At 69.0% G+C, this 25,492-nt stretch carries 20 protein-coding genes, 1 tRNA gene and 3 pseudogenes; 9 read left to right on the forward strand and 15 right to left on the reverse strand.

From position 1 onward, the window contains the following. Nucleotides 1-51 precede the first annotated feature (51 nt). Both FB557_RS02535 and FB557_RS02540 read right to left on the reverse strand, forming a co-directional pair. Complete coding sequence (locus FB557_RS02535; RefSeq protein WP_211356462.1) at nucleotides 52-960, reverse strand: glycosyltransferase family 2 protein; 909 nt, start codon at nucleotides 958-960, stop codon at nucleotides 52-54. Next, nucleotides 957-1,886 carry a glycosyltransferase family 2 protein gene (locus tag FB557_RS02540; RefSeq protein ID WP_144855341.1) on the reverse strand — a complete coding sequence of 310 codons (930 nt, stop codon included), beginning with the start codon at nucleotides 1,884-1,886 and terminating at the stop codon, nucleotides 957-959. Before FB557_RS02540 ends, FB557_RS02535 begins: the two co-directional genes overlap by 4 nt. A 215-nt stretch (nucleotides 1,887-2,101) precedes the next feature. On the opposite strand from FB557_RS02540, the gene FB557_RS02545 reads away from it, so the two are divergent. Next, on the forward strand, nucleotides 2,102-3,244 hold the full coding sequence (locus tag FB557_RS02545; RefSeq protein ID WP_144855343.1) for a UDP-galactopyranose/dTDP-fucopyranose mutase family protein: 1,143 nt from the start codon (nucleotides 2,102-2,104) through the stop codon (nucleotides 3,242-3,244). 7 nt (nucleotides 3,245-3,251) lie between these two features. Here the strand turns inward: FB557_RS02545 and FB557_RS02550 are convergent, their stop codons facing one another. Beyond that, nucleotides 3,252-4,538 carry a glycosyltransferase family 2 protein gene (locus FB557_RS02550; RefSeq protein ID WP_144855345.1) on the reverse strand — a complete coding sequence of 429 codons (1,287 nt, stop codon included), beginning with the start codon at nucleotides 4,536-4,538 and terminating at the stop codon, nucleotides 3,252-3,254. A gap of 17 nt (nucleotides 4,539-4,555) precedes the next feature. Next, the gene (locus FB557_RS02555; protein WP_144855347.1) at nucleotides 4,556-5,515 is read right to left on the reverse strand and encodes a glycosyltransferase; all 960 of its coding nucleotides are present in this window, start codon (nucleotides 5,513-5,515) and stop codon (nucleotides 4,556-4,558) included. Between the two features lie 241 nt (nucleotides 5,516-5,756). Between FB557_RS02555 and FB557_RS02560 the strand changes: the two genes are divergently transcribed. Beyond that, entirely contained in the window at nucleotides 5,757-6,500 is a 744-nt protein-coding gene (locus tag FB557_RS02560; RefSeq protein WP_144855349.1) for a sulfotransferase family protein, read from the forward strand. A gap of 57 nt (nucleotides 6,501-6,557) precedes the next feature. Then, nucleotides 6,558-6,630, forward strand: a tRNA-Lys gene (locus FB557_RS02565). A 77-nt stretch (nucleotides 6,631-6,707) separates the two neighbouring features. On the opposite strand, the gene FB557_RS14095 is transcribed toward FB557_RS02565, so the two are convergent. Together FB557_RS14095 and FB557_RS02575 are read right to left on the reverse strand one after the other, a co-directional pair. Next, nucleotides 6,708-6,995, reverse strand: coding sequence for a hypothetical protein (locus FB557_RS14095; protein ID WP_170236155.1), 288 nt, complete (start codon nucleotides 6,993-6,995; stop codon nucleotides 6,708-6,710). A gap of 72 nt (nucleotides 6,996-7,067) precedes the next feature. Then, nucleotides 7,068-7,914, reverse strand: a pseudogene (locus FB557_RS02575) (type VI secretion protein); the annotation flags it as partial. A gap of 422 nt (nucleotides 7,915-8,336) precedes the next feature. Between FB557_RS02575 and FB557_RS02580 the strand changes: the two are divergent. Beyond that, entirely contained in the window at nucleotides 8,337-9,584 is a 1,248-nt protein-coding gene (locus FB557_RS02580; protein ID WP_144855351.1) for a PIN-like domain-containing protein, read from the forward strand. 55 nt (nucleotides 9,585-9,639) lie between these two features. Beyond that, nucleotides 9,640-10,959, forward strand: a pseudogene (mobF, locus tag FB557_RS02585) (MobF family relaxase); the annotation flags it as partial. 361 nt (nucleotides 10,960-11,320) lie between these two features. Here mobF and FB557_RS02590 read toward each other — a convergent pair. The 3 genes and pseudogenes from FB557_RS02590 to FB557_RS02605 all read right to left on the reverse strand — a co-directional run bounded on the left by FB557_RS02590 (nucleotide 11,321) and on the right by FB557_RS02605 (nucleotide 14,326). Beyond that, on the reverse strand, nucleotides 11,321-12,802 hold the full coding sequence (locus tag FB557_RS02590; protein ID WP_211356463.1) for a serine/threonine-protein kinase: 1,482 nt from the start codon (nucleotides 12,800-12,802) through the stop codon (nucleotides 11,321-11,323). A gap of 81 nt (nucleotides 12,803-12,883) precedes the next feature. Beyond that, nucleotides 12,884-13,425 (reverse strand): annotated as a pseudogene (locus tag FB557_RS14460) (DNA-processing protein DprA). A 571-nt stretch (nucleotides 13,426-13,996) separates the two neighbouring features. Next, nucleotides 13,997-14,326, reverse strand: a complete 330-nt coding sequence (locus tag FB557_RS02605; protein ID WP_144855355.1) for a DMT family transporter — start codon at nucleotides 14,324-14,326, stop codon at nucleotides 13,997-13,999. Nucleotides 14,327-14,393: 67 nt separating this feature from the next. Between FB557_RS02605 and FB557_RS02610 the strand changes: the two genes are divergently transcribed. The 4 genes from FB557_RS02610 (at nucleotide 14,394) to FB557_RS02625 (ending at nucleotide 17,777) form a co-directional block, all read left to right on the forward strand. Beyond that, nucleotides 14,394-15,146, forward strand: coding sequence for an enoyl-CoA hydratase/isomerase family protein (locus FB557_RS02610; RefSeq protein WP_144855357.1), 753 nt, complete (start codon nucleotides 14,394-14,396; stop codon nucleotides 15,144-15,146). A gap of 38 nt (nucleotides 15,147-15,184) precedes the next feature. Next, nucleotides 15,185-15,748 carry a hypothetical protein gene (locus FB557_RS02615; protein ID WP_144855359.1) on the forward strand — a complete coding sequence of 188 codons (564 nt, stop codon included), beginning with the start codon at nucleotides 15,185-15,187 and terminating at the stop codon, nucleotides 15,746-15,748. A 410-nt stretch (nucleotides 15,749-16,158) separates the two neighbouring features. Beyond that, nucleotides 16,159-16,782 carry a DUF47 domain-containing protein gene (locus FB557_RS02620; RefSeq protein ID WP_170236156.1) on the forward strand — a complete coding sequence of 208 codons (624 nt, stop codon included), beginning with the start codon at nucleotides 16,159-16,161 and terminating at the stop codon, nucleotides 16,780-16,782. 2 nt (nucleotides 16,783-16,784) lie between these two features. Continuing rightward, nucleotides 16,785-17,777, forward strand: a complete 993-nt coding sequence (locus FB557_RS02625) for an inorganic phosphate transporter (protein ID WP_144855363.1) — start codon at nucleotides 16,785-16,787, stop codon at nucleotides 17,775-17,777. Nucleotides 17,778-17,948: 171 nt separating this feature from the next. Here FB557_RS02625 and pstB read toward each other — a convergent pair whose 3' ends face one another. The 6 genes from pstB to FB557_RS02655 all read right to left on the reverse strand — a co-directional run bounded on the left by pstB (nucleotide 17,949) and on the right by FB557_RS02655 (nucleotide 25,488). Next, nucleotides 17,949-18,728, reverse strand: a complete 780-nt coding sequence (gene pstB, locus FB557_RS02630; RefSeq protein ID WP_144855365.1) for a phosphate ABC transporter ATP-binding protein PstB — start codon at nucleotides 18,726-18,728, stop codon at nucleotides 17,949-17,951. Between the two features lie 28 nt (nucleotides 18,729-18,756). Next, entirely contained in the window at nucleotides 18,757-19,854 is a 1,098-nt protein-coding gene (pstA, locus tag FB557_RS02635; protein WP_144855367.1) for a phosphate ABC transporter permease PstA, read from the reverse strand. After that, entirely contained in the window at nucleotides 19,854-20,807 is a 954-nt protein-coding gene (gene pstC / locus FB557_RS02640; RefSeq protein WP_211356464.1) for a phosphate ABC transporter permease subunit PstC, read from the reverse strand. The genes pstA and pstC overlap by 1 nt, the downstream gene beginning before the upstream one ends. A 129-nt stretch (nucleotides 20,808-20,936) precedes the next feature. Next, nucleotides 20,937-22,058: a phosphate ABC transporter substrate-binding protein PstS gene (gene pstS / locus FB557_RS02645; RefSeq protein WP_144855369.1), complete on the reverse strand. Its 1,122-nt coding sequence runs from the start codon at nucleotides 22,056-22,058 to the stop codon at nucleotides 20,937-20,939. A gap of 224 nt (nucleotides 22,059-22,282) precedes the next feature. Next, nucleotides 22,283-23,245: an NUDIX hydrolase gene (locus tag FB557_RS02650; RefSeq protein WP_144855371.1), complete on the reverse strand. Its 963-nt coding sequence runs from the start codon at nucleotides 23,243-23,245 to the stop codon at nucleotides 22,283-22,285. Further along, on the reverse strand, nucleotides 23,242-25,488 hold the full coding sequence (locus FB557_RS02655) for an RNA degradosome polyphosphate kinase (protein WP_144855373.1): 2,247 nt from the start codon (nucleotides 25,486-25,488) through the stop codon (nucleotides 23,242-23,244). The genes FB557_RS02650 and FB557_RS02655 overlap by 4 nt, the downstream gene beginning before the upstream one ends. Between the last annotated feature and the right edge of the window lie 4 nt (nucleotides 25,489-25,492).

The following is a 25,492-nucleotide window of genomic DNA, read 5'->3' on the forward strand; positions in this document are numbered from 1 at the left end:
TCTCCCGTCGAGGCTCCTTCGTCGCACCTCAGGGAGCGCGGGCGTGGCCGGCTAGACGACCGGGGGGCGGCCCAGCCGGGTCATCCGGGCGATGGTGCGCCAGTGCAGCGGCCGACGCTCCGGGCGATCCGCGGACGCCTCGCGGTAGCCGGCGATCACCTCACGAACCGGCTCCTGGCGGGCGGCCGGGACAAGGGTCCAGGTGAGCAGGTAACCGGCGAGCAGAGGCGTCGGCAGCGACCGCCATGCCATCCAGAAGCGGTTGCGCGCCTGCAGCCGCACGCAGTCGGCGTGACGCGTCGGAGCGGTCCGCGGGTGGTAGGCGGTGAGGTCCGCCGAGTACCAGATGGACCAGCCGCGGTCCATGAGCCGCCAGGCGAGGTCAGACTCCTCCATCGCGTAGAAGAACCTCGGGTCGAAGCCCTGCACATCGGTGAAGGCCTCGGAGCGCACCGCGCAGCAGGCCCCGATGAAGTGGGTGACGTCCCCGGCCCGCTCGGCCGAGCCACCGCCGACCCGGGGGACGTGACGGCGCTGGGTCTGGCCCTCATGGTCGACGATCCGCACCGCCATCGCCCCGACACGGGGATCGGCGTCAAAGCGTGCCGCGATCGTGGCCAGGTGGTCGCTGCCCTGCAGCTCGGCGTCGTCGTCGAGGAAGAGCACGATCTCGGCGTCGCAGGCCGCCGCCCCGATGTTGCGCCCGGCGGGGATGCCGACGTTCTCCGGCAGCACGATGAGCTGGTCCGAGGGGTCGGGCACCGGCGGCTCGGCGCCGTTGACGACGAGCACCAGCCGGTAGTCCACCCCGACCTGCGCCCGGACCGAGGCCAGGGCGCGGTCTAGCTCGGCAGGGCGGGTGCACTGGGTCAGCACGACCACCGACACCCGGGGGCGCGACGGTACGGGCAGGGGCGCGTCGGCGGGCGTGGCGTCGGTGATGGGGATGTCCATGATCATCCGGTCAGCTCCACTGCTCGAGGGATGAGGGCGCCGCAGCGGGCGGCCTCGCGTGCCTGGTGGCCGGCGGCGCTCCAGTCCCCGGCGCGGGCCCGGCGCAGCGCGGTGGACCCGGCGAAGTAGACCGAGTACGCCAGGGCGCGCCGCACGGTCGCGGCGCGGCGCTCGGCGGGCACGTGCGCGCAGACCGTGCCGATCGCCTCGACCCGCTCCCGCACGTTGGCCCCGGTGCGCACCAGCTCGGAGGTGTGCGAGCCGTCGTGGCGGCGGTAGCGGGCGAGGACCTCGTCGACGAAGACGATCGGGCCGTGAGCGGCGAGACGGGTCCACATCTCCCAGTCCGCGGCGTGCGGCAGGTCGAGCCGGTAGCCGCCGACCTCCTCGTAGGCGCGGCGTCGCACGACGATGCCGGGGGTCCGCACCCGGTTGGAGACGGCGAAGGTGGGGAGGGCGTCGGCCCATACGCCGGTTCCCTCTCGGTAGGACCGGGTCGTGTAGAGCGTCGTGCCGCCGGCGTCGATGTCCTGGGCGCGACAGACTGCGGCGACCGCCGCGGGGTCTTCCATCGCCTCTTCCATCGCCCGGTAGAAGCCCGGGAGCACCTCGTCGTCCCCGTGGAGGAGGTGCACCAGATCCCCCTTCGCCTCGGTCACGCACCGGTTGAAGGTCGCGATCGCGCCGAGATTGCGCTCGCCCCGCACCAGGCGGACCCGACCCTCGCCGAGCGCGTCGACGACCCGCTCGGGGTGGTCGTTCGAGGCGTCGTCGACGACGACGATCTCGGCGTCGTCCCGGTCGCCCAGCTGGTCGAGCACCTCGGGCAGCGCCCGCGCGAGGAAGTCGGCACAGTTGTACGCAGGGATGACCACCGACCACCGGGGTCGGTCGGCCGCCCCCGCCGGTGGGATCGTCGGGACCTGCGCCATGAGGCCAACGTCCTCGAAGACGGCCAACTCCTGGTGAACTGAGATGGTGGGTCAGGTGTAGTTCTCGCGACGCCTTGGTGCGACGCCCGATCTGCTGCGGTAGACCGCGAGGATGCTGCGTACGGTGCCCACGTGCTCAGATCAGATCGTGCCGACGTCACCCCCTTCGCGCTGCCCGTGCACCCCCGGGCCGACCTGCGGGCGGAGGTGGCCCGGTGAGGTTCGGCATCGCCGGCGCCGGCTTCTCCGGAGCGGTCATCGGACGCGAGCTGGCCGAGGCCGGCCACGACGTCGTGATCTTCGAGACCCGCGACCACATCGCCGGCAACTGTCACACCGAGCGTGACCCGCAGACCGGGGTGATGATCCACCGCTACGGGCCGCACATCTTCCACACCGACGACGAGCGGGTCTGGGAGTACGTGAACCGCTTCGGCGTGATGATGCCGTACAACCACCGGGTGCGGACCACCGTCGGCGGGCAGACCTACCTGTTGCCGGTCAACCTGCTGACGATCAACCAGATCTTCGGCACCGCGATGCGACCGGACGAGGCCCGCGCCTTCATCGCCGAGCAGGCCGACTCCTCGATCGAGGACCCGCAGAACTTCGAGGAGCAGGCGCTGAAGTTCATGGGCCGCACCCTCTACGACGCCTTCTTCCACGGCTACACCCGCAAGCAGTGGGGTCTGCCGCCGACCGAGATCCCCGCGTCGGTGCTCAAGCGGCTCCCCCTTCGCTTCAGCTACGAGGACTCCTACTTCAACCACCCGCACCAGGCGATCCCGCGGGACGGCTACACCGAGATCGTCGCGGGCATCATCGACCACCCGCGGATCGAGGTGCGGCTCTCGACGCCCTACACCGAGGCCGACCGGGGCGACTTCGACCACTCCATCTGGACCGGCCAGCTGGATGCGTGGTTCGGGCACGAGCTCGGCCACCTGCGGTACCGGACGTTGGACTTCGAGGAGATCCGGGCGAAGGGGGACTACCTCGGCTGCTCGGTGATGAACTTCGGCGACGTCGACGTGCCGTACACCCGGATCGCTGAGCACAAGCACTTCGCGCCGTGGGAGGAGCACGAGGACACCGTCTGCTTCCGCGAGTACAGCCGGTTGGCCGAGGACGGCGACATCCCGTACTACCCGATCCGGATGACGAACGACAAGACCGTGCTCACCCGGTACGCCGACGCCGCTCGGCGCGAGACGGGCGTGACCTTCGTCGGCCGGCTCGGCACCTACCGCTACCTCGACATGGACGTCACGATCGGCGAGGCGCTCACCGCCGCCGACGGGATCCTGGAGGCGATCCGCGAAGGGCGCGACATCCCTTCGCTCTTCGTCGACGCCTGACCGGGGGTCAGGCGGGGCGGTCGCCGTCGCGGCCGCCCTCGAAGGACGCGAGGCGCCGCTCCACGGAGTCGAGCTGCTGCTCCATCCGCGCGAGCCGCTTCTCGATGACGACGAGGCCGAACATCACGTCCCGGCCTCCGGCGTCGCTGCGGCGGCTGCGGATGCGGTTGGCGTAGCTCGCGACCTGCCCGCCCGCGATCGCGTTGCGCGCGTAACGCCTGGTGAGGGACGCGGTGTGGCGCACGCCGGAGTGGCGTAGGTGGAAGGCCGCGGTGACGAGGGGGTTGTCGGACCCGGGACGGGTCGAGAGGCACCGTGCGAAGCTGCCGAACTCGCGCTTCGCGACCGCCTTGGCGAGCCGGTGCGTCGCCGCGCCCTTGTTGTTCTCCTGGAGCGCCCGCGCGATGGTCTGCTCGGAGTACTCGCCGAAGATCGGGACGAGGATGTCGAAGAGCCGCCGCCGCAGCTCCGGCGGGGTGCGGCGGGAGATCCACTCCATCTGCGAGATGACCCAACCCAGCAGTGGGATCTGGTACAGGTCGAGGAGCCCCCGCGAGGCCAGCCAGGTGTGGATCGTGTCGTGGTGGTGGAAGATGTGGAAGAGCCGCTCGTCCGCCGTCGCCATCGTCTGCCCGGCGCGCGCCACCCGGTGGTAGCACAGCACCTCCGGCACGACGGCGATCGAGTCCGCCGAGACCAGCGCGAACCAGTGGAACGGGTTGTCCTCGAAGAAGCCGTCGCTCACGGGAAAGCGGATCGACTCACGCTCGAGCAGCTCGCGCCGGTAGAGCTTGCGCCACGGCACGGCGATGAAGCGCAGGAAGGTGTGTGTCGTGGGCACGTCGAGGACGTAGTGAGGATCGCTCAGCTGCGCCCACCGGTGGGCGTCGGCCGGCGCGCGGCGCTCGCCGGTGCCGTCGACCTCTTCCTGGTACTCGCACATCGCCAGGTCGGCGCCATGGGTGAGCGCGGCGGAGTGCAGCTTCTCGAACATCGTCGGCTCGACGTAGTCGTCACCGTCGACGAACCCCACCCAGGTGCCCGTCGCCCGGTCCAGGCCGGCGTTCGCCGCCGTGGCCACCCCGCCCGGGCTGTTCTCCTCGAGGAGGACGGGGACGAACCGGGGGTCGCCCGCGCAGAAGTCGGCGATCTTCTGCGGCGTCGAGTCCGAGGACCCGTCGTCGACGACGAGCACCTCGATGTCGCTCAGGGTCTGCGCCGCGACGCTCGCCAGCGACTGCTCCACGTAGTCCTCGATGTTGTACGTGGTGACGATGATGCTGACCTCGGCCATGTCGGTGCTCCTTCTGCTCAGGCCTGCGTGCGGCGCACGATGCGGTTGGCGAGTCCCGGGTTCTGCTTGAACCGGATGCGGTGGAAGTCGCCCAGGTCGATACGGAAGAGGTGCTCCTGGACCCGGTAGCTGAACTTGTCGCGCACCTCGGGCGTGATCCGCCCGGACGCCCACTCGATGACGCGCAGCGCCAGGTCCCAGTAATGGTTGGCGTACCGGCGCCGCTTCTCGGGGCGGGCACAGAGCTCGGTGTAGGTCTCGTCCAGCGCGTCGAGCAGGTTCAGCCGCGCGCGGCTCTCCCGGTTGGTGAGGTTCTTGCCGCCCTCCTGGACGACGTGCGTGCACAGCGGCTGGTCGAGCAGGAGCACGGTCTCCGCGTCGACCAGGGTGAGCCAGTGGCCCAGGATGTCGTTGTGCACCTGGGTCGAGCCGAAGCGCAGCCCGGTCCGCCGATAGTGCTCGGTACGCACGACCTTGTTCCACGGGTAGTTGGTGAAGCCGAGCAGCCGCGGCACCTCGTCCAGCCGAGCGAGACGGCGCGGCCCCGCGACGTACTTCTCCCACACCGCGATGTCGTAAGAGTTCATCCCTTCGCCGACCGTCCCGGGGCGCCGGTAGCGGTACGGCATCATCGCGACGCTCGCTCCGGTGTCGTCGAGCGCTCCCAGTGTCGCGGTGAGGCTCTCGGGATGGATCTCGTCGTCGGCGTCGAAGAACAGGCTGTACCGCCCGCCCGCCTTCGCGAAGCCGTGGTTCCTCGCCTGGCCGGCGCCGTGGTTGAGGGTGAGCGGCAGGAGGACGACCCGCGGGTCGTCGAGCTCGCGGACCCGCTCGACGGAGTCGTCGGTGGAGGCATCGTCGACGACGACGACCTCGATGCCAGCGGAGTCGATCGCGAGAAAGGACTCGATGACGGGCACGACGGTCCCGCTCGCGTTGTGCATGGGGATGATGACGGACAGGTCCGGCTGGCTCATCTGCTTCGGTCGACGCTTCCTGATCGTGTGTGCCGCGGGCTGGGCGCGGTCAGGATAGCCACAGCGACGGCGCACAGATCCAGGTCTACGGGCCTGTCGGCGGGCCGGCGCCAGGGGTTAATCAAGCGGCCACCGAAAGGTCATCTGCGGTCCACCCGCTGGTCGCTGAACGGGCGCCTGCCGGTTCCTTCCGCGGGTTACCGTCGACCCCCCCATCGTCGATCCACGGGACCCCCTTGACATGCCCCTGCCCAACCTGCTCGTCGTCGGTAGCCAGAAGAGCGGCACCAGCTGGCTGCACCACTGCCTCGCGCGCTCGCGTCACATCTACGCGTCGAAGGTCAAGGAGCTGAACTTCTTCAACCAGCCGAACTTCGACGCGCCCGAGAAGGTGGCCGCCTTCCGGGCGCACTTCCCCGAGGAGGACCTGCCGGGGGTGCGCTACTACCTGGAGAGCACGCCGCACTACTTCCGGGCGACCTCGCCCACGGCGCAGAACATCCGGTCGATGCTCGGCGCGCCCGCGATGCTGGCCGTCTTCCGGCACCCGGTGGACCGGTACGAGTCGGCGTACATCCACCACATGATGCAGGGACGCTTCGCCTACACACCGGTCATCGACGACCTCAGCGACGAGTACTCCATGCTCACCTTCGGGCGCTATGCCGAGGCCCTGGAGCGGTGGTGGGAGGTCCATCCCCAGCTCAAGCCGATGATCTACGACGACCTGGCCGCCGACCCCTTGGCCTTCGTCACCGAGATCATGGAGCACCTCGGGCTCGACTCCGACCTCGGCGTCGACGACGTCACCTTCCGCGCCAACGACAAGACGAAGAAGACCTCGAAGCTGCGACTCGGGGAGGAGTGGCAGCAGATGCCGGTGCTGAGCCCGCAGCTGCGCAGCCGGCTGCACGAGGAGTACGACCCGCACACCCGCCGCCTCGAAGAGATGCTGGGCCGGGACCTGCGCGCCTGGCGGTCCTGAGCGGATTCCGGCGAAGGGGGGGAGGAGCCTCCCCCTGATCTACGCTGGGGCCCGCCAGGGCCTCTAGCTCAACTGGCAGAGCTGCGGACTTTTAATCCGTAGGTTGTGGGTTCGAGCCCCACGGGGCCCACCCCGCCCACAAGGCTCGAACCATTGCCAACGGAAACGTTGGTCGAGGTTCGGGCTTGTGTGCGTCTGCGGCCCAGGTCAGAGCGTTGGCGTTGACCTGCGGATCGAGCAGAGCCTCGAAGGGCCGGTTGTGCTCGACACGCAGTTCGTTGTCTCGTCGATTAAGACCTCCGTGAAGAAGGCCTGATTGCACAGTCGCCGGTTCGTGTCGTCGCACCTGCGGTACATGTCGGCGCAGTTGGCCAGCAGTCCGAGCGCATCGTCGAGGTGGGCGCGGGCGTCGGAGTAGTCACCGAAGTGGGCGTTGATGCGGCGAGTCACCTGGTCGAGTTCGACGACGATCCGGTCTTGCTCACGCTTGAGCACCTACGGCGGGATCGCATCGGCGTAGTGCGCCAGCATGAGACCGTCGTGCTCGCCTTCGAGCCGGTCGCGGGGCAGGCTCTGGAGTTCGGTGCGGGCCTTTCCTTCCCAGAACCCGCCGGACTCGACCGCTCCAGCACTGAGGCCAGTAGCGGCAGCGAGGCCGTTGGCGCGGATCATCGCGGTCCGCGGATCGTCACAACCGCGAACGGGTGACCAGCGCAGCCAAGATGGGTACCTTCAGCCAGGTGTTGGGGGTCGAACACGGCGAACGACCCGCCCCTTCGGCGTCGGGCGCGGAGCGTGGCGGTGAGGTTGTCGGGCTTCGTGCCGACCGCGCCGGAGCGTCGAGGATCGCGTTGATGGCGACGTGCAGGCCCTTGCCGGAGCGGGGCGGTCCGATCAGCAGGATCGAGTCCTCAACCGATGCCCAGACCTTCGTTCCACGACTCGCCCCCAGCAGGTAGCCGATATCCTGCGGCGCTGGCGACGCCAAGGAAGGCCCGCAGCGAGGCCGCGCGGTGAAGCAGTGCCTTCGCGGATGCCGCGGTCTTGACCTCATGGCTGGTCGCGATCCCCGCCAGTCGGTGCGGGTCGGTCTCTGTCTTCCGCGTGTGTCGGCGCAGCACGATCCACACCCAGACGATCCCGGCGCCAGGCCGCCGAGCAGTGCCGTGCTGACGAGCCCGTAGACGGCCGGGTTTAGCCCGTCGGCACCGAGCGCGGTCGCCGGGTCGCCGGGGTTGAACAGCACGGCGAGCCCCGCCGCTACGCCCGCTTCGGGCTGCGTTGTGCCGGTGAGGAACGCGGCGACGCTGCCAGCGGCACGGAGGACGAGAGCGATCCCGAACATCCCGACCAGGCCAATGAGGGCCGCGTTGGTGAGTTCGTCGCCCATCCCCCCGGCCCGCCGCTGGTTCATATCAGCCGCCGCACCGCGAGCGTGCCCGAGATACGCCCGAACAGGATCACCTCGAGGGTGCCATCGGGCAGGTCGTCGAGGTCGAGCATCGCCCGCGCCTCGCAGGTCCCGGTTGCATCGGTGTGGGACCACTGGCGCTGGGATCGTGCATGAAGTCTGCTCCGGTGACGGTCGTCCCCGGCATCCGTGCCTCATCGAGAACTGATGCCGAGCTGGTCACCGGTCAGGTGCACGACTCCGCCACGCACCGGCCGTCCGAACCGAGTCGCCCGAGCAAGACCGCCGACGCTGCCGCCTCCGTCCTTCGGTCCGATCGGCGTTCGAGGTCACAGGCGTCTTGCAGATCGAGGCAATGTCGCCACTGAGGCGGCGCGCTGGTCGTAGGCTGACACCCAACGACGAACGGGCCTTGAGGAGCGAGAGTGGGCAGAGGCGGGTTGTACTCAGGTTTTGAGGCGTACCGCGTCCTCACGGCGGAAGACATCAAGAGAGCGCTCCAGCACGGCGTCGTTGCCCTTGACACCAATGTGTTGCTGAATCTTTACCGGTACAACGAGAAGACTGTCGATGACTTGCTGCGCGTGGCCGAGGCTGCCGAAGAGCGCCTCTTCGTACCGCACCAGGTGGTCCGGGAGTTCTGGCGTAATCGCCAGTCGGTCATCGCGAGCCTAGGCAGCGCGTCCAGGGACGCCCAGGCAGCGCTGGCGAAGAACTCGACCTCAACGAAGGACGCGATAATCCGTTGGGCCAAGAGTGTTGCCCTTCCTAGCGAGGAAAGGGTCAACCTGACCGAGGAAGTGGACGACTTCTACGAGGGTTTGCGGGAGCGCGTCGGTGAGGAGCCCATCAGAGTCTCTGCTCACGCGCCCACGTCTGAGGATAGGTTGTTGGCGCGACTGGAAAAGTTGCTGGAGGACTCGGTTGGCCCCGCGCTCTCGGAAGTGGATTGGAAGACGGCGGTCGAGGAGGGTGAACGACGGGTAGAGAACTCGATCCCTCCTGGCTATATGGATGTCGAGAAGCTCGAGTCTGACCTCCCGGAAGGGGCATCGGGAGACTATCTCGTCTGGCATCAATTGCTTCTTGAGGGCGGTGGGCGTGGGGCTGACTTGGTGCTTGTGACCGCGGACACGAAAGAAGATTGGTGGAACCGGGCAGATCGAGGGTCGATCATTGGTGCCCGCCACGAGCTGATTGACGAGTACCTCCAAGCGACGGGGCGCCGGTTCTTTCTTCTCGAACCAGCGGACCTGATCAAGCACTCTTCGGTGCTGGGCGTTGGAACCAGCCCTGAATCCGTCCAGGACATCGAACGTGTGCGTGACGAATCACCAGAGCATGTCCCGTGGAGCGCTGACGCGGCGAGAGCAGTTCTGAAGGAACTCGATTCTCAGGGTCATACACAAGCTGACGTTATTAGAGAAGCGATTGCGAATGGCGGCAGAATCCCGCGTGCGCGCGTCTACGAACTGGATAATCGTGACGAGAGCCAGATGCTGCGTGGATTCACGCGCCCCGTCAAGCGCGTCACGGCTGAACTTCAAGCAAAGGGGGATGTGCCATACGGCGTTGCCGCTTTGCTCGACGCCGTATATGAGACCGGCGTGAAGTCGTCTCACTTTGCGGTACCCCATGAGGTCGTGGAATTGCTCGGACCGGAGCCCACCTAATAGCTCCTCGAAGCGAGTCGCGTACCTGCGTGGTGTGACGGTCTCGATGCGAGTAATGAGCGCGGGGGATGGCTACAAGTACCTGCTGCGCACTGCCGCGGCCGTGGATGGCGACCGTGAGTTGTCCACGCCTTTGACGAGGTATCGTGCGAAGGTGGGAACACCACCGGGCCAATGGCTCGGGTCTGGCATCGCCTCACTCGGCAAGGGTCGGCTCGCGGTGGGTGATCGGGTGTCAGAGGCTCAGCTCCAGCTCTTGATGGGGATAGGGCGTGATCCAATCAGCGGCGACCCGCTCGGGCAGGCGTTCCCGGCCTTCAAGTAGGTGCCGGTGCGGATCGAGGCTCGGATCGCTGACCTTGACCCCGAACTAAGTCCGGGCGCGAAGGGGCGAGGCGGTCGCGGCAGTTGGGGCCGAGGAGACTGAGCGCTGCAGACGGCGGGCGGTGGCCGGGTTCGACTTCACCTTCTCGGTCCCGAAGTCCGCCTCGGCGTTGTGGGCGGTCGCCGACGCCGGCACGCAGGCGCTCATCGGGCAGGTGCATCATGCGGCGGTTGCGGAGGTGGTTGCGTTTATGGAGCGCTAGGTTTCAGCCACCCGCAGCGGTGCAACCGCCGGTGACGGGGCTGTTGCGCAGGTGGACGTGACCGGGTTGGCGGCGACGGCGTTCGATCACTTCGACTCGCGCGCCGGCGACCCCCACCTGCACACACATGTCGTCATCAGCAACAAGGTGCAGACCGTGCTGGACGGGAAGTGGCGGAGGCTGGATGGGCGACCGATGCATGCCGCGGTGGTCGCGCTGTCGGAGTCGCACGAGCGGTGTTCGCCGACCACATGGCACGCATCTTCGGCGTCGAATGGGAAGCGCGCGACATCGGCCGCAACCATAGATCACCACGAAGCCTGACGGTGAGGGGCTGATGCTCGGTAAGGACCAGGACGACGCTCTGATGAAGATAGCCGAATCCGGCCGGCTGCTCGATGTGCTCGTCGGGCCCGGCTGGCGCCGGGAAGACCACCGCCATGAACGCGCTTCGCCGGGCGTGGGAGAAGGAACACGGCGAGAGCTCAGTGGTCGGGCGTGCACCGCCAGCGATGGCCGCGCGGATCCTCGCCGAAGACCTGCGCATCGCGACGGAGAACACGGCGAGGTAGTGGCAGAACCACCTCATCCACGGCGAAGACTTCCGGGTATGTCAGCTCGTCATCATCGATGAAGCCTCCCTCGCCGGCACCCTCTCTCTGGATCGCATCACCCACTTGGCCGGACGAGCCGGGGCCAAGGTGCTACTCGTGGGCGACTTCGCCCAGCTCCAATCCGTGGACGCCGGCGGCGTCTTCGGACTCCTCGTGGGCGACCGAGACGACGCGCCCGGGCACGCCCGCACCGTCGCCGCCTACCGCGACCGATATGGCATCACCGAGGACACGTCTCTCGGCCCGGTGCCGGAGAACACGGCACGGAAGGTCGACCGCGCCAGAGCCGAGATCGCGCTCCGCTAGCTCGCCGACCAGCCCGAACAGCGCCAGTAACACCGACTACCTGCCCCGGCAGGGGCCGAGCCTGTGAGACGCACGGCTGGCGGGAGCAACCGCGAGGTGCTCCTCGCCGACGACCGCTCTATGCCTGCTGCGCCGTGGTTGCCGAGCACCTTTCGTCAGCCGGTTCGGGTTCTCCTGCGTGAACGTGCGACCCCGGCCACCCGTCAGCCGTTGGAGTTGGTGTCGAGCATCATCCGCGGCGCCAGGAACGGCCAGGCTGCTTGTCCGGCATCGTGGAAGGTCGGGCGAGGCGATGCTCGGCAGCGTCGGCAAACCAGCCGATCCAACGGTCGAGAAACTCGGTGGGGTCCGCACGGTCCAACTCTTCGACAGGCCACGCGAGCTGCATCGTGCCGATGACGTTCTGGAACGCAACCTGTCCTTGTGCGGGCGAGCACGAGAATGGTTCGACCGATGGATGGCCGCTGCCGAACGGTGAGTCCATGAACGCTGTTTCGTACCAGGCGAAGCGGCCCTGCTTGTGGGCGTCGCAGAACCACAGCGAGTGACTTCGGCCTTCCCAACCCATTCGGTTCCGTCCTCCCAAGTTGACTGCGACGTTCGCGAACGCGATGACGCTGAACGGGCCTTGCCAAGCGGGTGATGGTTGGGGCTGACTGACACCGAGTTTGGCACCGGAAAGTTCTGCCATGAACCGCATCTTTCCGTGGCCCCGACCGACCTCGATCCGTGCCGTGGGAGCGTTGTCTTCGATGGCCTGCAACAGTGGCTGCGAGAACGATTCGAATGATTGCTCGGCCGCCGCGAACATCTGAGCGCGCCGTTCGGATTCTTCGCGGCGCGCCACGTCATGCGCATGGCTCTGCGCTTGGCGCTGCACTTCCGAGTGGCTCACCTGCGCAAGCCGGGTTAGTCCCGGACGGGAAGGTTCCTCGGCAGCGATAGCCAGCCGGGCAAGGACGTTGGCGGCGTTGGGTCGTGCTTGAGGCGCTTTGTAGAGGCATTCTTCGATGAGTGTCCGAAGCCGAGCGGTCCCTGTAGTGAGTGAAGGAGGGCTGCCCGTGAGGTGTTGCTCTCTGTAACTGGCAGCATCCGGCCCGTCGAACGGGAGTGTGCCGGACAGCAACCGGAAGGCGATGACGCCGAAGGCATAGATGTCCGTTGCGCTCGTCGCGCGCTCACTTCGCCACTGCTCGGGGGCCCCGTAAGGGGGCGTGAGGCTGAACTTGCGCGTGTCGTCTGCGGTAGTCGCCTCGGCATATCTGGCGATGCCGAAGTCCGCGACACACCATGTGCCGTCAAGGAGCAATACGTTCTGTGGCTTCAAGTCCCGATGGACAACAGCACCGTCGATGTCAGAGAGAGCCGTGGCGATGTCGCTGAGGATGGACACGACTTCGGAGAGATCCAACGGGGCGTGAGCCTCTTCCAGGTGCCGCGCCAGTGACTTCTCGGCTCGAGGCATCACCAGAACCCAGGAGTTCTCGTGTTCGCCCCGGTCGATCACGGGCACGACGTTCCGGAACTCCGCAGCATGAAGCGAGTCGCCGATGAGGAGTTCACGCTCGGCGCCCGGTGCCTTGGGGACAAACTTGGCCACCGCTGGGGAGCCGTCGCCTGCCTGGACCTCGTACACCGTCCCGAAACCGCCTTCGCCGTCGGCCAGAGGCTCACCCCTCGTCCACGCGCCGCGCTCCAACTCGATCTTCATGATCCGAGCGTACGGCTGACGCTGTCCGTCTCGTGTCGACCCGCTGCCGTGGTGTAGCCGCCGCATTGTCACCCGACGGTTTCAGAGTGAGGGAGTATCGCGCCCGATGTCGCGGCGTTCGGGGTCTCGGGGGAACGCTGGGCCGAGGGGTGACCGCCGTGGACTCTCGTGGAGAGCTCTTTGCATGTGGAGCATGTTGGTGATCTGCCCGGTATTGGTGACGATCCGTGCCCGAGCGTCACCGATGAGCTGGTGTGGGCCGATGCTGGCGGCGCTGGTCAACGGGCCAGGGACCGCACCGACGTCGCGACCCAAGTCGTATGCCTGGCGGGCGGTGCGCAGCGCGCAGGAGCGTGCCCCGGCCTCGATCACGATGGTCGTATTCGACAGAGCGGCCAGAAGCCGACCACGCGCGAGAAACCGGTGCCGGGTCGGCGTCGAACCCTGTGGCGTCTCGCTCACGAGCAGCCCTACGCCGGCGATCTGATCGAGCAGCTCGCGATGTCCGACAGGGTAGGGCCGGTCGACGCCCCGGCGAGGACGGCGATCGTGTCCCCACCGGCGGCAAGGGCGGCGCGGTGTGCGGCGCCCTCTATCCCGTATGCGCCGCCGGCCACGACCACCCGCCCGTCGCGTGCCAGGTCGGCGGCAAACTTGACGGCGACATGCTCGCCGTAGGAGTCGCCGCTCGTGAGCCGGTGATCGTCAGCCTCTCCGACAGCGGGCCTGACAGGAACGACGCGGCTCCAATCCTCTACTACACGAACGGCTCTCGTTCGTCCAGTCTGTCAGGGCGGTGGGCCAGTCCCGGTCGCCGGGGATCATCACGCCGATCCTGGCCGTCTCCGCGTGGCCTGACCCCGAACCGCAACACCACCTGCATGTGCGGCAGCCGTACGTCGATGGATGCTGAACCGCTCGCCCAACTCCGCGAGTGTTGTGCCCGCCTCGTACAGGGCCACCGGCTCCTTCACGTGCGCCGGGCTCAGAAAGGTTCGAGTCATCCCAACCACCCGCACCATCGGCCCTGACGAGTCCACCATGGCCGGCTCCAACGGCCTCCGATCCCGTCGATAGACCTCTCGCGACCTGAGAGAAGCCACCGTTCTCAAGGCCGGGCAGGGTTCTCGAACTCTCTACGGAGGCCCACTCTCTCGAGGCGCCTGCGAGCGCTCCAGCTGGTAGAGCTCGGGTCTACTGGGGGTGCTGACCGCCGAGCTCGAGCGCGAGGACGCCGGCGATGACCAGGCCGAGCCCGCCCACCTGCACCCAGGTCAGCCCTTCGCCGAGCAGGACCACGCCGATCACGGCGACGAGCGCGACCCCCGCCGCCGCCCACATCCCGTAGGCCACCCCGAGCGGGATCCCGCGGTCGAGGGAGAGGCTGAGCAGGTAGAAGGCGGCCGAGTACCCCGCGACGACGATGAGCGACGGGCCGAGGCGGGTGAACCCCTCGGAGAACTTCAGCGCGGTCGTGGCAGCGACCTCGCACAGCACGGCGACGGCCAGGACGAGGTAGGGCATGGGCCGATTGTCGCAGCGCTGCACTCACTCCTCTGCCCGGCGATGAGTTCCTCGTTATCCTGCAGGGGTGTCCCTCGCCGCGAACGCCAGCCCCGAGTCCGTCGTGCGGTACTCCGCCGCCGACGGCATCGCCCACATCGAGCTGAACCGGCCCGAGGCCGGCAACGCCCTCGACCTGCAGACCACCCATGCGCTGCGCGACGCCTTCCAGCGCGCCCTTCGCGCCCACGACGTCGACATCGTCAAGCTCACCTCGACCGGGGAGAGCTTCTGCGTCGGGACCGACACCGCCGCCGCACAGGCCTCGGAGGACCCGACGACGCACGTCTTCGAGGTCGCGGCCGCGCTCGACGAGCTCTTCGGGATCATCCACGGCTCGTCCAAGCCGGTGCTCGCCGCCGTCCAGGGTCTGGCCGCCGGGTCCGGCCTCGGTCTGGCGCTCGCGGCCGACATGGTGCTGTCCTCCCCGTCGGCCACCTTCCGCGTGGCAGCGCAGGACTCCCTCGGCGCCCCCGACCCGGGTGTCGCCTGGCTGCTGCCGAGGGCGATCGGCCAGCCGCGCGCGCTGAGCTTCGCCCTTCGGCGCCGGGTCGTGGATGCCGAGACCGCGGCCGGGTGGGGGATGACCGAGGTCGAGTCCGGCGACCTCGGGCGCGCCCTGCACGAGCTGGCCCAGTCGCTGACCGGTGAGCACCTGTGGGCCAACGGTGAGACCCGCCGGCTGCTGCGCACCTCCTGGGACACCTCCCGCACCGACCTCTCCCAGTCCGAGGCGGCCACCATGGTCCGCGCGATGCTTCGCCCGCGGAGCCAGGCCTGAGCACCAGCGGACCGCGACCTCCGCGGCGCCCGGTGCACATGAGCCCGGACGCCATGGAGAGCCACGCCGGCGCCAGCCCGGGCCCCGACGAGCTCGCCGCCGCTGCCGACGCCGCCGCCGAGCTGCTCGTGCAAGCCGGCCGCTCCGAGGACCCGGCGGTCGCCGATCGCTTCGTCGGCCTCGTCGAGGAGGTCGGGCTGGAGACCCTCGCCGAGCTCTGGTCGCACCGCCCCGCGCGCAGCCTGCCCGGTGCCCTGTGGCGCCTCTATCTCGTGCGCGAGTGGGTGCAGCGTCAGCCCGAGGTCGCCAGCCGGGAGTACGCGAGCGGCAGCGCGATCGCCCCGGTGTCGCACGTCATCGCCGGGGTCGAGGAACCCCCCGGCCCCCGCGAGGTCCAGACCCTCCTCGACGCGGTCCTCGCCGGGCTCTATCAGCGCGACCTCGACAGCGCCCTGGATCGGTGCGCGGCCTTCTGCGCCGTGACGGCCACCGGCCGCGCCCAGGACGACCGGGCGAGTGCCGCGTCGGCGGCGGACCTCATGACCACGGCCGAGGACCTGGCCGCCGCGGCCTCCCTGTGGCGCGCCGGCGAGCTGGACTGACCCCCTTCGCCCGTCCCTACCCCTTCGCCCTGCCCGCCCCCGAGATCCGCAGATCCCTAGGTTCCTGTCAGGTGCCCAGGAACTTTCCCGGGCACCTGACAGGAACCTAGGGATCTGCGATGCCGTCGCCCAGCCACCTCGGGTGCGAAGGGAGGAGAGCGAAGGGGTGGGGCATGCCGGGAATGCGATCGGGGCTGAGGGGCGTTAGCCTCGGTCGTGCGCCGGGTCGCGGTAGCCCCGGGTCCCAAATTCAGCCGCTACGAGCGGCCCTGTGCCGAGAGGCGCTCCCGGCCCGGCGCACTCTCCGGACCTCGCTCATCCGAACGCGACCCGAACGCGGGGTTACAGGTCGGGAACATCGTGGGCCTACCCTGATCCCGACACCGCCCTCGACCCGGAGATCGACGACCGTGCACATCCGCCCGTTCAAGCACGACCAGGCGTTCGTCGACCTTCTCGGCGAGCTCGCCAGTCATGCCGTGAGCGCCTCGGACGAGCTGAGCCTCATGCTCGGCGACCCCGACGGTTCCTCCGCGCCGGGCCTGGCCCGGCTGCGCGACATCGAGGCCGACGCCGACTGCGTGAGCCACCGGATCGTGCGCAAGGCGCGCGAAAGCTTCGTCACCCCCTTCGACCACGGAGACCTCATCGCGCTCACCGGGGCGCTGGACCGGTGCGTCGACGAGCTGGAGAACCTCGGCTTCACCATCGACCTGCACGGCTTCACCACGTCGTGCCCGGGCATGGTCGACATGCTGGAAATCATCGCTCGGATGGCCCAGCTGACCGTCGAGGTCATGCCCAGGCTGCGGTCCATGCGGGGCGTCGAGGAGTACTGCATCGAGATCAACCGGCTCGAGAACGACGCCGACCAGCGGTACCGGCGGATGCTGGCCGGGCTCTTCGCCGAGTGCGCGAGCGACCCGGTCGGGCTGATCCGGCGCAAGGACCTCCTCGAGCGGCTTGAGTCCGCCGCGAACTCCTTCGAGCTCGTCTCGCACCAGATCGAGCTGATCGCCGTCAAGGAGTCCTGACCGTGGACTGGCTGCCGGTCCTGGTGATCGTGCTGCTCGCGATGGCGTTCACGTACACCAACGGGTTCCACGACGCGGCGAACGCGATCGCCACCTCCGTCTCGACCAGGGCGCTCACCCCACGCGCCGCGGTGACGATGGCCGCGTTGGCCAACCTCGTCGGCGCCTTCTTCGGCGCCAGGGTCGCGGAGACGATCGGCGCAGGGCTGGTCGATCCGCCGTCCGGCTCGACCGGCCTCGTGCTCGCCGCCGTCGCGCTCGTCGCGGCGACCATCTGGAACCTCCTCACGTGGTGGCTCGGGATGCCGGTCTCGTCCACCCATGCCCTCATCGGGGCGCTCGGCGGCGCGGTCGTCGTCGGCGGTGGCGCGATCCACTGGGAGCAGATGACCACCCGCGTCCTCCTGCCGATGATCGCCAGCCCGGCGCTCGGGCTGGCGCTGGCCTACCTGGGCACCTCGATCCTCCTGCGGCGGGCGTCGGCCGTCCCCGCGCACCGGGCGCGGCGCGGCTTCAGGGCTGCGCAGACCGGGTCGGCGGCGCTGGTCGCGTTCGGCCACGGGATGCAGGATGCGGCCAAGGCCGCGGGCGTCGTCGTGCTCGCCCTGGTCGTCTCGGGGCATCACGACGGAGCCGACGCGAGGATCCCCTTCTGGCTGCTCGTCCTGAGCGCCGTGGTGATCAGCGCCGGAACCCTCGCCGGAGGGTGGCGGATCGTGCGGACCCTCGGCGCGCGGATCAGCCCGCTCGGGCCGGCCGAAGGCTTCGTCGCCGAGGCGACCGCAGCCCTCATCCTCTACACGGCGACTGCGCTGCACGCTCCGATCTCGACCACGCATGCGATCACGGCATCGATCACCGGCGCCGGGCTGACCGGGGGAGCCAGGGCCGTGCGCTGGCGGGTGGTGCGCTCGATCGTCCTGGCGTGGGTGCTGACCTTCCCCGGGGCGGCGGCGTTGGCCGCGGTCGGCGCGCTGCTGGTCTCGCTGGCCTGACGGCGCGGTCCGCGCCCCCAGTTCGCCAGATCTGCCCTCAGGGCACAAGTGGCGGGCGTGTCGCGCGACACGCCCGCCATCTGTGACCTCAGGGCACAAGTGGCGAAGGGGGTGGGCCAGGCGCCACCCGCAGGCGAAGGGGGGCGAGGAGCTGTGGTCTGTGGTCGCCGGTCAGCCGAAGCGACCGGAGATGTAGTCCTCGGTGGCCTTCTCGCTCGGGTTGTTGAAGATCTTCGAGGTCTCGTCGTACTCAACGAGCTTGCCTGGCTTGCCGGTGCCCTCGATGTTGAAGAAGCCGGTCTTGTCCGAGACCCGGGCGGCCTGCTGCATGTTGTGGGTCACGATGACGATCGTGTAGTCGTTCTTCAGCTCGGCCATGAGGTCCTCGACCGCCAGGGTCGAGATGGGGTCGAGCGCCGAGCACGGCTCGTCCATGAGCACGACCTCCGGCTTGACCGCGATGGTCCGGGCGATGCAGAGGCGCTGCTGCTGGCCGCCGGAGAGACCCGAGCCGGGCTTGTCGAGCCGGTCCTTGACCTCGTTCCACAAGTTGGCGCCCTTAAGGCTGGACTCGACGAGCTCCTCGGCCTCGGACTTCTTGATCCGCTTGTTGTTCAGCTTCACCCCGGCGAGGACGTTCTCCTTGATCGACATGGTGGGGAACGGGTTGGGCTTCTGGAAGACCATGCCGACCTTGCGCCGCACGAGCACCGGGTCGACCCCTCGGCCGTACATGTCCTGCCCGTCCAGCTCGACGCTGCCCTTGACCTTGGCACCGGGGATCACCTCGTGCATCCGGTTCAGCGCCCGCAGGAAGGTCGACTTGCCACACCCTGACGGGCCGATCAGCGCGGTGATCGACCGGGGCGCGATGGTGGTGCTGACGTCCTGGACGGCGAGGAAGTCGCCGTAGTAGATGTTGAGGTCCTTGACGTCGATCTGCTTGGACACGTCGGTTCTTCCTTTGCGAGGTCGGTGGTCAGCGACCGGTCTTGGGGGCGAAGTACTTGGAGATGAGACGGGCGATGACGTTCAGCGCCATGACGATGAGCATGAGCGTCAGCGCGGCTGCCCACATCCTCGCGAAGTACGGCTCGCGGGGGATGCCCGGGGTCGCGTAGCTGTAGTACGCGTAGACCGGCAGGGTCTGCATGCGCCCGTCGAAGGGGTTGAGGTTCGTCGAGTCCGTCGTGCCCACCGTCACCAGGAGCGGCGCGGTCTCGCCGATGACGCGGGCGATGGCCAGGGTGACCCCGGTCGCGATGCCGGCGATGGCGGTCGGGAGGACGACCTTGCTGATCGTGAGCCACTTCGGCACCCCGAGGGCGTAGCTCGCCTCGCGCAGCTCGTTGGGGACCAGGCGGAGCATCTCCTCGGTGGACTTCACGACGACCGGGATCATCAGCACGGTCAGCGCGACGGCGCCGATGATGCCCATCCGGGTGCCCGGTCCGAGGAAGAGGGTGAAGAGGGCGACCGCGAAGAGACCGGCGACGATCGAGGGGATGCCGGTCATGACGTCGACGAAGAAGGTCAGCGCCCGGGAGATCGCGTTCTTGTTGCCGTACTCGACGAGGTAGATCGCGGCGAAGATGCCGATCGGCACCGAGATCAAGGTGGTGACGCCGGTGATCACCAGCGTGCCCATGATCGCGTGGTAGGCGCCGCCACCCTCACCGAGGACGCCACGCATCGAGTAGGTGAAGAACTGCGCGTCGAAGCGCTCGGCGCCCTTGGTCACGACCGTCACGACGAGCGAGATCAGCGGGATGAGGGAGAGCAAGAACATCGTCGTGACGACGCCGGTGACGACCCGGTCGACCGCGTGCCGCTGGGACTCCACGGTGCGCGAGATGAGGTAGATCGCCACGACGTAGATCAGCGCGCCGACGATGACGGTGAAGGGGATGTTGACCTTCCACAGGAAGGCCACGAGGAGGCCGCCGACGGCCAAGGACGCGGCGGCCACGGCCCAGCGCACCCACTCGGGCAGCGTGCCCTGGCCTCGGCCGCTGGCCTCCAACGACGGCTCGTCGGTGTCGTTGGTGGTGTCCTGGTCGTGCTCGGTGATGGTCATCAGTTGGCTCCGGAGAACTCGGACCGCCGCGAGACGATCCATCGGGCGAACATATTCACGACGAGCGTGAGGAAGAAGAGGACAAGCCCGCTCGCGACGAGGGTGTTGACGTCGATCCCGCTGGACTCGGGGAAGTTCAGGGCGATGTCGGCCGCGATGGTGCCGGGGTTGCCCGAGGTGTTGAGCACGCTGGTGTAGCGCACCGAGGGGGAGAGGATGATCGCGACGGCCATCGTCTCGCCGAGCGCCCGGCCCAGGCCGAGCATCGCGCCGGAGATGATCCCGGACTTGCCGAAGGGGAAGACGGCCTGCTTGATCATCTCCCAGCGGGTGGCGCCCAGGGCCAGCGAGGCCTCCTCGTGCAGGCGAGGGGTCTGCAGGAAGACCTCACGGTTCACCGCGGTCATGATCGGCAGGATCATGATGCCCAGCACCAGGCCGGTGACGAGCATCGACCTCGGGCTGGACGTCCCGCCGAAGAAGGGGAGCCAGCCGAGGTAGTCGACGAGGCCGCCCTGCACCGGGATCATCCCGGGCCCGAGGACCGTGATGCCCCAGAGGCCGAAGATGACCGACGGGACGGCGGCGAGCAGGTCGACGAGGTAGCCCAGCGCCGACGCGAGCCGGCGCGGTGCGTAGTGGCTGATGAAGAGCGCGATGCCGATGGACAACGGCAGTGCGGTGAGCAGCGCGATGAGGGCGGCCATGACGGTGCCGACGAGCAGCGGCGCGATGTAGTGGACGAGTCCCTTGCCGCCGCGCACGTCCGCCGGGTCCGCGACGAGCGCCGGCCACGCCTGCCAGAGCAGGAAGGCGGCCACGAGGAACAGCGCGGTGAGGATGACCAGACCGGCGGAGGTGGAGAGCCCGCGGAAGATCTGGTCGCCGAAACGTCGACCGCCCGTGGTCAGCTCTGCAGCGGCCGGTTCCCGGGTCTGGGTCGAGGTGCTCACAGGGGTTCTCCTAGGTCAGATGCCGTCAGATGCCGAAGGGAGGTGGCACACGCTGGTGGCGGGGGGCGTCCGGGTCGACCGGCCTGTCCTCACCGCCACCAGCGTGCCTCAGCTCTCGAGCGAGAGCGCTTACTTCGCGGAGATCGCGTCGATGGCCTTCCCGGCCTTGCCGCGCAGGTCCTCGCTGATCGGGGCGGAGCCGGCCTGCTCGGCGGCGGCCTGCTGGCCGTCCTCGCTCGTGATGTAGGTCAGCCACGCCTTGACGATGTCGGCGGTCTCCTGGTCGTCGTACTGGGTGCACGCCAGCTCGTAGGAGGCCAGGACGACCGGGTAGGTGCCCGACTCGGCGGTGTCGCGCTTGAGGTCGGTGGCGAAGTCGTACTCGCCACGGTCGGCGACCTGCTCGGAGGCGTCGATGATCTTCGCGGCGGCATCGGCCGTCGGGCCGACGTACTCCTCGCCGACCTTGACGTTGACCGACTTCAGCTCACCGATCTGCGAGGCGTCGGCGTAGCCGATCGCGCCGTCGGCCCCGCCGATCGCGTCGACGACACCGGTCGTGCCCTTGGCGGCGGTGCCGCCGCTGACCGGCCAGTCGCCGCTGACCTCGTGCGGCCAGGCGCCTTCGGCCGCGGCGGAGAGGTACTCGACGAAGTTCTCGGTGGTGCCGGACTCGTCCGAGCGGTTGACGACGGTGATGTCGGTCGAGGGGAGCTCGGCGTCGGGGTTGTCGGCCTTGATCGCCTCGTCGTCCCACTTCTTGATCTTCTGGTCGAAGATCTTGGCCATGGTCTCGGCCGAGAGGTTGAGCTCCTCGACGCCCTCGACGTTGTAGGCGATGGCGATGGGGGAGATGTAGGCGGGGATCTCGATGAGGTTGCCCTCGCCGCCGCACTGCTCCTGGGCCTCGGTCAGCTCCTCGTCGGCGAGGTAGGCGTCCGAGCCGGCCCACGGGGCCGCGCCGGAGGTGAACTGCTCACGGCCACCGCCGGAGCCGACCGGGTCGTAGTTCACCGTGGCGTCGGGGTTGGACTCCTGGAACCCGACCTTCCACGCGTCGACCGCGGCGGCCTGCGAGGAGGCGCCCGCGCCGTTCAGGGTGCCGGAGACGCCGCTGTCGGAGCCGCCCTCACCCTCGGAACCGGAGCCGGAACCGCCGGAGGACTCGTTGCTCGCCCCGCACGCAGCGAGGGAGAAGGACAGGAGAAGAGCCGCGGGGATGGACGTGCGACGTGCGAGTGAACGCTTCACTGAAGATGAACCTCTCTGAAAGGGCCACGGGGTTCTGCGCGCAGCGGTGCGCCCAGTGCTTACACGGGGACGCTAGGAGCGGTAGTTGACGCGACGGGTGGCGACGGGTGAACGAGGTGTGAACGCGTGCTGCACAGTTGCTGGACACCCGGGGGCTCCCGCGCACACAGGGGGTCAGCAGACGGTAATGACGGCAGACGAGGAGCGAGCGAAGGGGGTTGGGCTCACGCCCGGTCGTCCGGGTGGTGCCGCTCGACCGAGACCACCCGGGCGGGCTCGCCGGTACCGACGACATGGCAGATGAGCACCTCGCCCTTGGCCATGCCGGCCTCGAGCACCGAGGCGAGGAGCGAGGTCGCGAGCTCGCCCTGCGGCTCGGCCGGCCCGACGAGACCGTGCAGCGTGGCGACGAGGTCGGGCAGCACCGGTCCGTGCGAGCAGAGGGCGGCTGGCGCCCCCCGCTCGAGCAGCCGGCGAAGGTGGTGCGTCGCCTTGCCGGGGTCGGCCTCGTACCCCTCCTCCGACAGGCCGGGCTTGAGCCGGAGGCGACCGCCGGTGCTCGTGGCGTACGGGGCGATCGTGTCCGCCGCCCGCGTCGAAGGAGAGCTGACGAGCCGCTTCAGGCCGTACGCGGCGAGGAGGGGGACGAGCTCGTCGGCCTGGCGCCGGCCGCGCGCGTCGAGCGGCCGCAGCGCGTCTTCCCCGGACCAGTCGTCGCGTGGCTGGGCCTTGGCATGACGGACCAGCGCCAGCGGCCAGGTGGTCAGCGCACCCTCGCCGTCCGCCTCGACGAGGGCGTCGAGCTGGTCGACGTCGTGGGAGTAGCTCAGCCGGCGACGGGCGTCGGCGACGTCGAGCCAGACCACCTCGTCGATCTCGTGCTCCAGCGCTCCGTCTCCGCCGACGACCTCGGCGGCCCAGTAGCGCACGTCCTTGACGGCCTTGATGCCCTGCTTGTCCTGCAGGTGGTAGGTCGAGGTGGGCAGCGGTCGCCCGAGCCGGACGACCAGACCGGTCTCCTCGGCGGTCTCCCGGGCCGCCGCGACGGGGAAGGTCTCACCCGGGTCGAGCTTGCCCTTGGGCCAGGACCAGTCGTCGTACTTGGGACGGTGGACGACGGCAACCTGCAGCTGCCCGCGTCGCCGGCGCCAGGGCAGCGTCCCCGCGGCGAGGACGACGGAGGTCATCGGCGCTCCCGGCGGCGCCGTGAGTGCATCTCGATGAGGTGCTCCTGGATGCCGGGCAGCGGGGCACCGTCCCGAAGGTGGTGCCGGGTCCACCGCCCGTCACCGGAGAGGCTCCAGTGCGCGAAGTCTCCCGACATCCCCTTCGCCAGGAGGTCGAAGAGCTGCTCCACGTGCGCCGGGGCGGTGATCTGCACCAGGGCCTCCACCCGGCGGTCGAGGTTGCGGTGCATGAGGTCGGCGCTGCCGAACCACGCCTGGCGCTCGTCACCGGAGCCGAAGAGGAAGACCCGGCTGTGCTCGAGGAAGCGGCCGAGGACCGAGTGGACCCGGATGTTCTCGCTCAGCCCGTCGATGCCGGGCCGGATGGCGCAGATCCCGCGCACCCACACGTCGACCCGGATCCCGGCCTGGCTGGCTCGGTAGAGGGCGTCGATGATCTCCTCGTCGACGATCGAGTTGACCTTGATGCCGACGTAGCCGTCGCCGTGACGGCGCTGTCGCTCGATCTGAGCCTCGATCCGCTCCACCAGGCCTCGGCGAAGGGAGCGGGGTGCGACGAGCAGCCGCTTGAACCGGCTACGCGGTGCCAGGCCGGAGAGCTGGTTGAAGAGCCGGGTCAGGTCCTGCCCGACCGCCGGGTCGGCGGTGAGCAGACCGAGGTCCTCGTAGAGCCGGGCCGTCTTGGGGTTGTAGTTGCCGGTGCCGACATGGCAGTACCGGCGCACCCCGTCCTCCTCCTGACGGACGACGAGGGAGAGCTTGCAGTGGGTCTTCAGCCCGACGATGCCGTAGACGACATGCACCCCGGCCTGCTCGAGCTTGCGGGCCCACTCGATGTTGTTCTGCTCGTCGAAGCGGGCCTTGATCTCGACGACCGCGAGCACCTGCTTGCCGGCGGCGGCGGCGTCGATGAGGGCGTCGACGATCGGGGAGTCGCCGCTCGTGCGGTAGAGGGTCTGCTTGATCGCGAGCACCCGCGGGTCGGCCGCCGCCTGCTCGATGAAGGCCTGGACCGAGGTGGAGAAGGAGTCGTAGGGGTGCTGCAGCAGCACGTCCTGCTTCGCGATCTTGGCGAGGATGTCGCGAGGCTTGGAGGACTCGGTGGGGGCGAGGTCGGCGTTGGTCCGGGCGACGAAGCTCTCGAAGTGCAGGTCGGAGCGGTCGAGGTCGGCGATGGTGTTCAGCCCGCGCAGGTCGAGCGGGCCGGTCAGCCGGTACACCTCCGACTCGTGGACGTCGAGCTCACGCACGAGCAGCTCGAGCACGTGGTCGTCCATCCCCTCCTCGACCTCGAGGCGGACCGGCGGGCCGAAGCGGCGCCGGGTCAGCTCGCGCTCCAGGGCGGTGAGGAGGTTCTCCGCGTCGTCCTCCTCGACCTCGAGGTCCTCGTTGCGGGTGACCCGGAAGACGTGGTGCTCGTGGACCTCCATGCCGGGGAAGAGCTGGTCGAGGTGGGCGGCGATGACGTCCTCGAGCGGGACGAAGCGCGCCTCGAAGAGCTCCGCGGTCACCGAGGCCTCGGGCCGGCGCACCCGGACGAAGCGGGGCAGCGACGGCGGCACCTTGACCCGGGCGAAGTGCTCCTTGCCGGTCTTGGGGTTGATCAGGATGACCGCGAGGTTCAGCGAGAGCCCGGAGATGTACGGGAAGGGGTGGGCGGGGTCGACCGCGAGCGGGGTGAGCACGGGGTAGATCTGCTCGCCGAAGATCTCCGAGATCCGCTCGTGCTCGGCGTCCTCGATCTCGTGCCAGCCGACGAGGGTGATGCCCTCCTGCGCGAGCGCCGGCCGCACGACGTCCTCGAAGGCGCTCGCCTGCCGCTGGGCGAGGTCGTGGCTGACGATCGAGATCTGCTCGAGCACCTCCCGCGGCTCCAGCCCGGACGCGCTGCGCACCGCGATGCCGGTGGCGATCCGCCGTTTGAGCCCGGCGACGCGCACCATGAAGAACTCGTCGAGGTTGCTCGTGAAGATCGCGAGGTAGCGGGCCCGCTCGAGCAGCGGGACGTGCTCGTCCATCGCCAGCTGCAGCACCCGCTCGTTGAACTGCAACCAGCTGATCTCGCGGTCGAGGAAGCGGTCGGCCGGCAGCCGCTGGTCGTCGCCGTCGTCGTCGCCGACGACCCGGACGAAGCGGCCGTTGGAGGCCCGCGGGCGCAGCCCGGGGTTGCTGCTCGGGGAGGCGGTGACGCTCGAGACCTCGGTGTCGGGGTGCTCGGTCGCCGTGCTCGTCACCTTGGCCATGGCC

Source organism: Marihabitans asiaticum (assembly GCF_007828725.1).
Classification (GTDB): Bacteria; Actinomycetota; Actinomycetes; order Actinomycetales; family Dermatophilaceae; genus Marihabitans; species Marihabitans asiaticum.

Bases quoted from the DNA above. Each gene is read 5' to 3' on its own strand.
- FB557_RS02550 (WP_144855345.1), bottom strand. From the start codon at position 4,538: ATGGCCGAGGTCAGCATCATCGTCACCACGTACAACATCGAGGACTAC.
- FB557_RS02540 (WP_144855341.1), bottom strand. From the start codon at position 1,886: ATGGCGCAGGTCCCGACGATCCCACCGGCGGGGGCGGCCGACCGACCC.
- FB557_RS02590 (WP_211356463.1), bottom strand. From the start codon at position 12,802: ATGAAGATCGAGTTGGAGCGCGGCGCGTGGACGAGGGGTGAGCCTCTG.
- FB557_RS02555 (WP_144855347.1), bottom strand. From the start codon at position 5,515: ATGAGCCAGCCGGACCTGTCCGTCATCATCCCCATGCACAACGCGAGC.
- FB557_RS02535 (WP_211356462.1), bottom strand. From the start codon at position 960: ATGATCATGGACATCCCCATCACCGACGCCACGCCCGCCGACGCGCCC.
- FB557_RS02560 (WP_144855349.1), top strand. From the start codon at position 5,757: ATGCCCCTGCCCAACCTGCTCGTCGTCGGTAGCCAGAAGAGCGGCACC.
- pstA (WP_144855367.1), bottom strand. From the start codon at position 19,854: ATGACCATCACCGAGCACGACCAGGACACCACCAACGACACCGACGAG.
- FB557_RS02615 (WP_144855359.1), top strand. From the start codon at position 15,185: ATGAGCCCGGACGCCATGGAGAGCCACGCCGGCGCCAGCCCGGGCCCC.
- FB557_RS02655 (WP_144855373.1), bottom strand. From the start codon at position 25,488: ATGGCCAAGGTGACGAGCACGGCGACCGAGCACCCCGACACCGAGGTC.
- FB557_RS02605 (WP_144855355.1), bottom strand. From the start codon at position 14,326: ATGCCCTACCTCGTCCTGGCCGTCGCCGTGCTGTGCGAGGTCGCTGCC.
- FB557_RS02650 (WP_144855371.1), bottom strand. From the start codon at position 23,245: ATGACCTCCGTCGTCCTCGCCGCGGGGACGCTGCCCTGGCGCCGGCGA.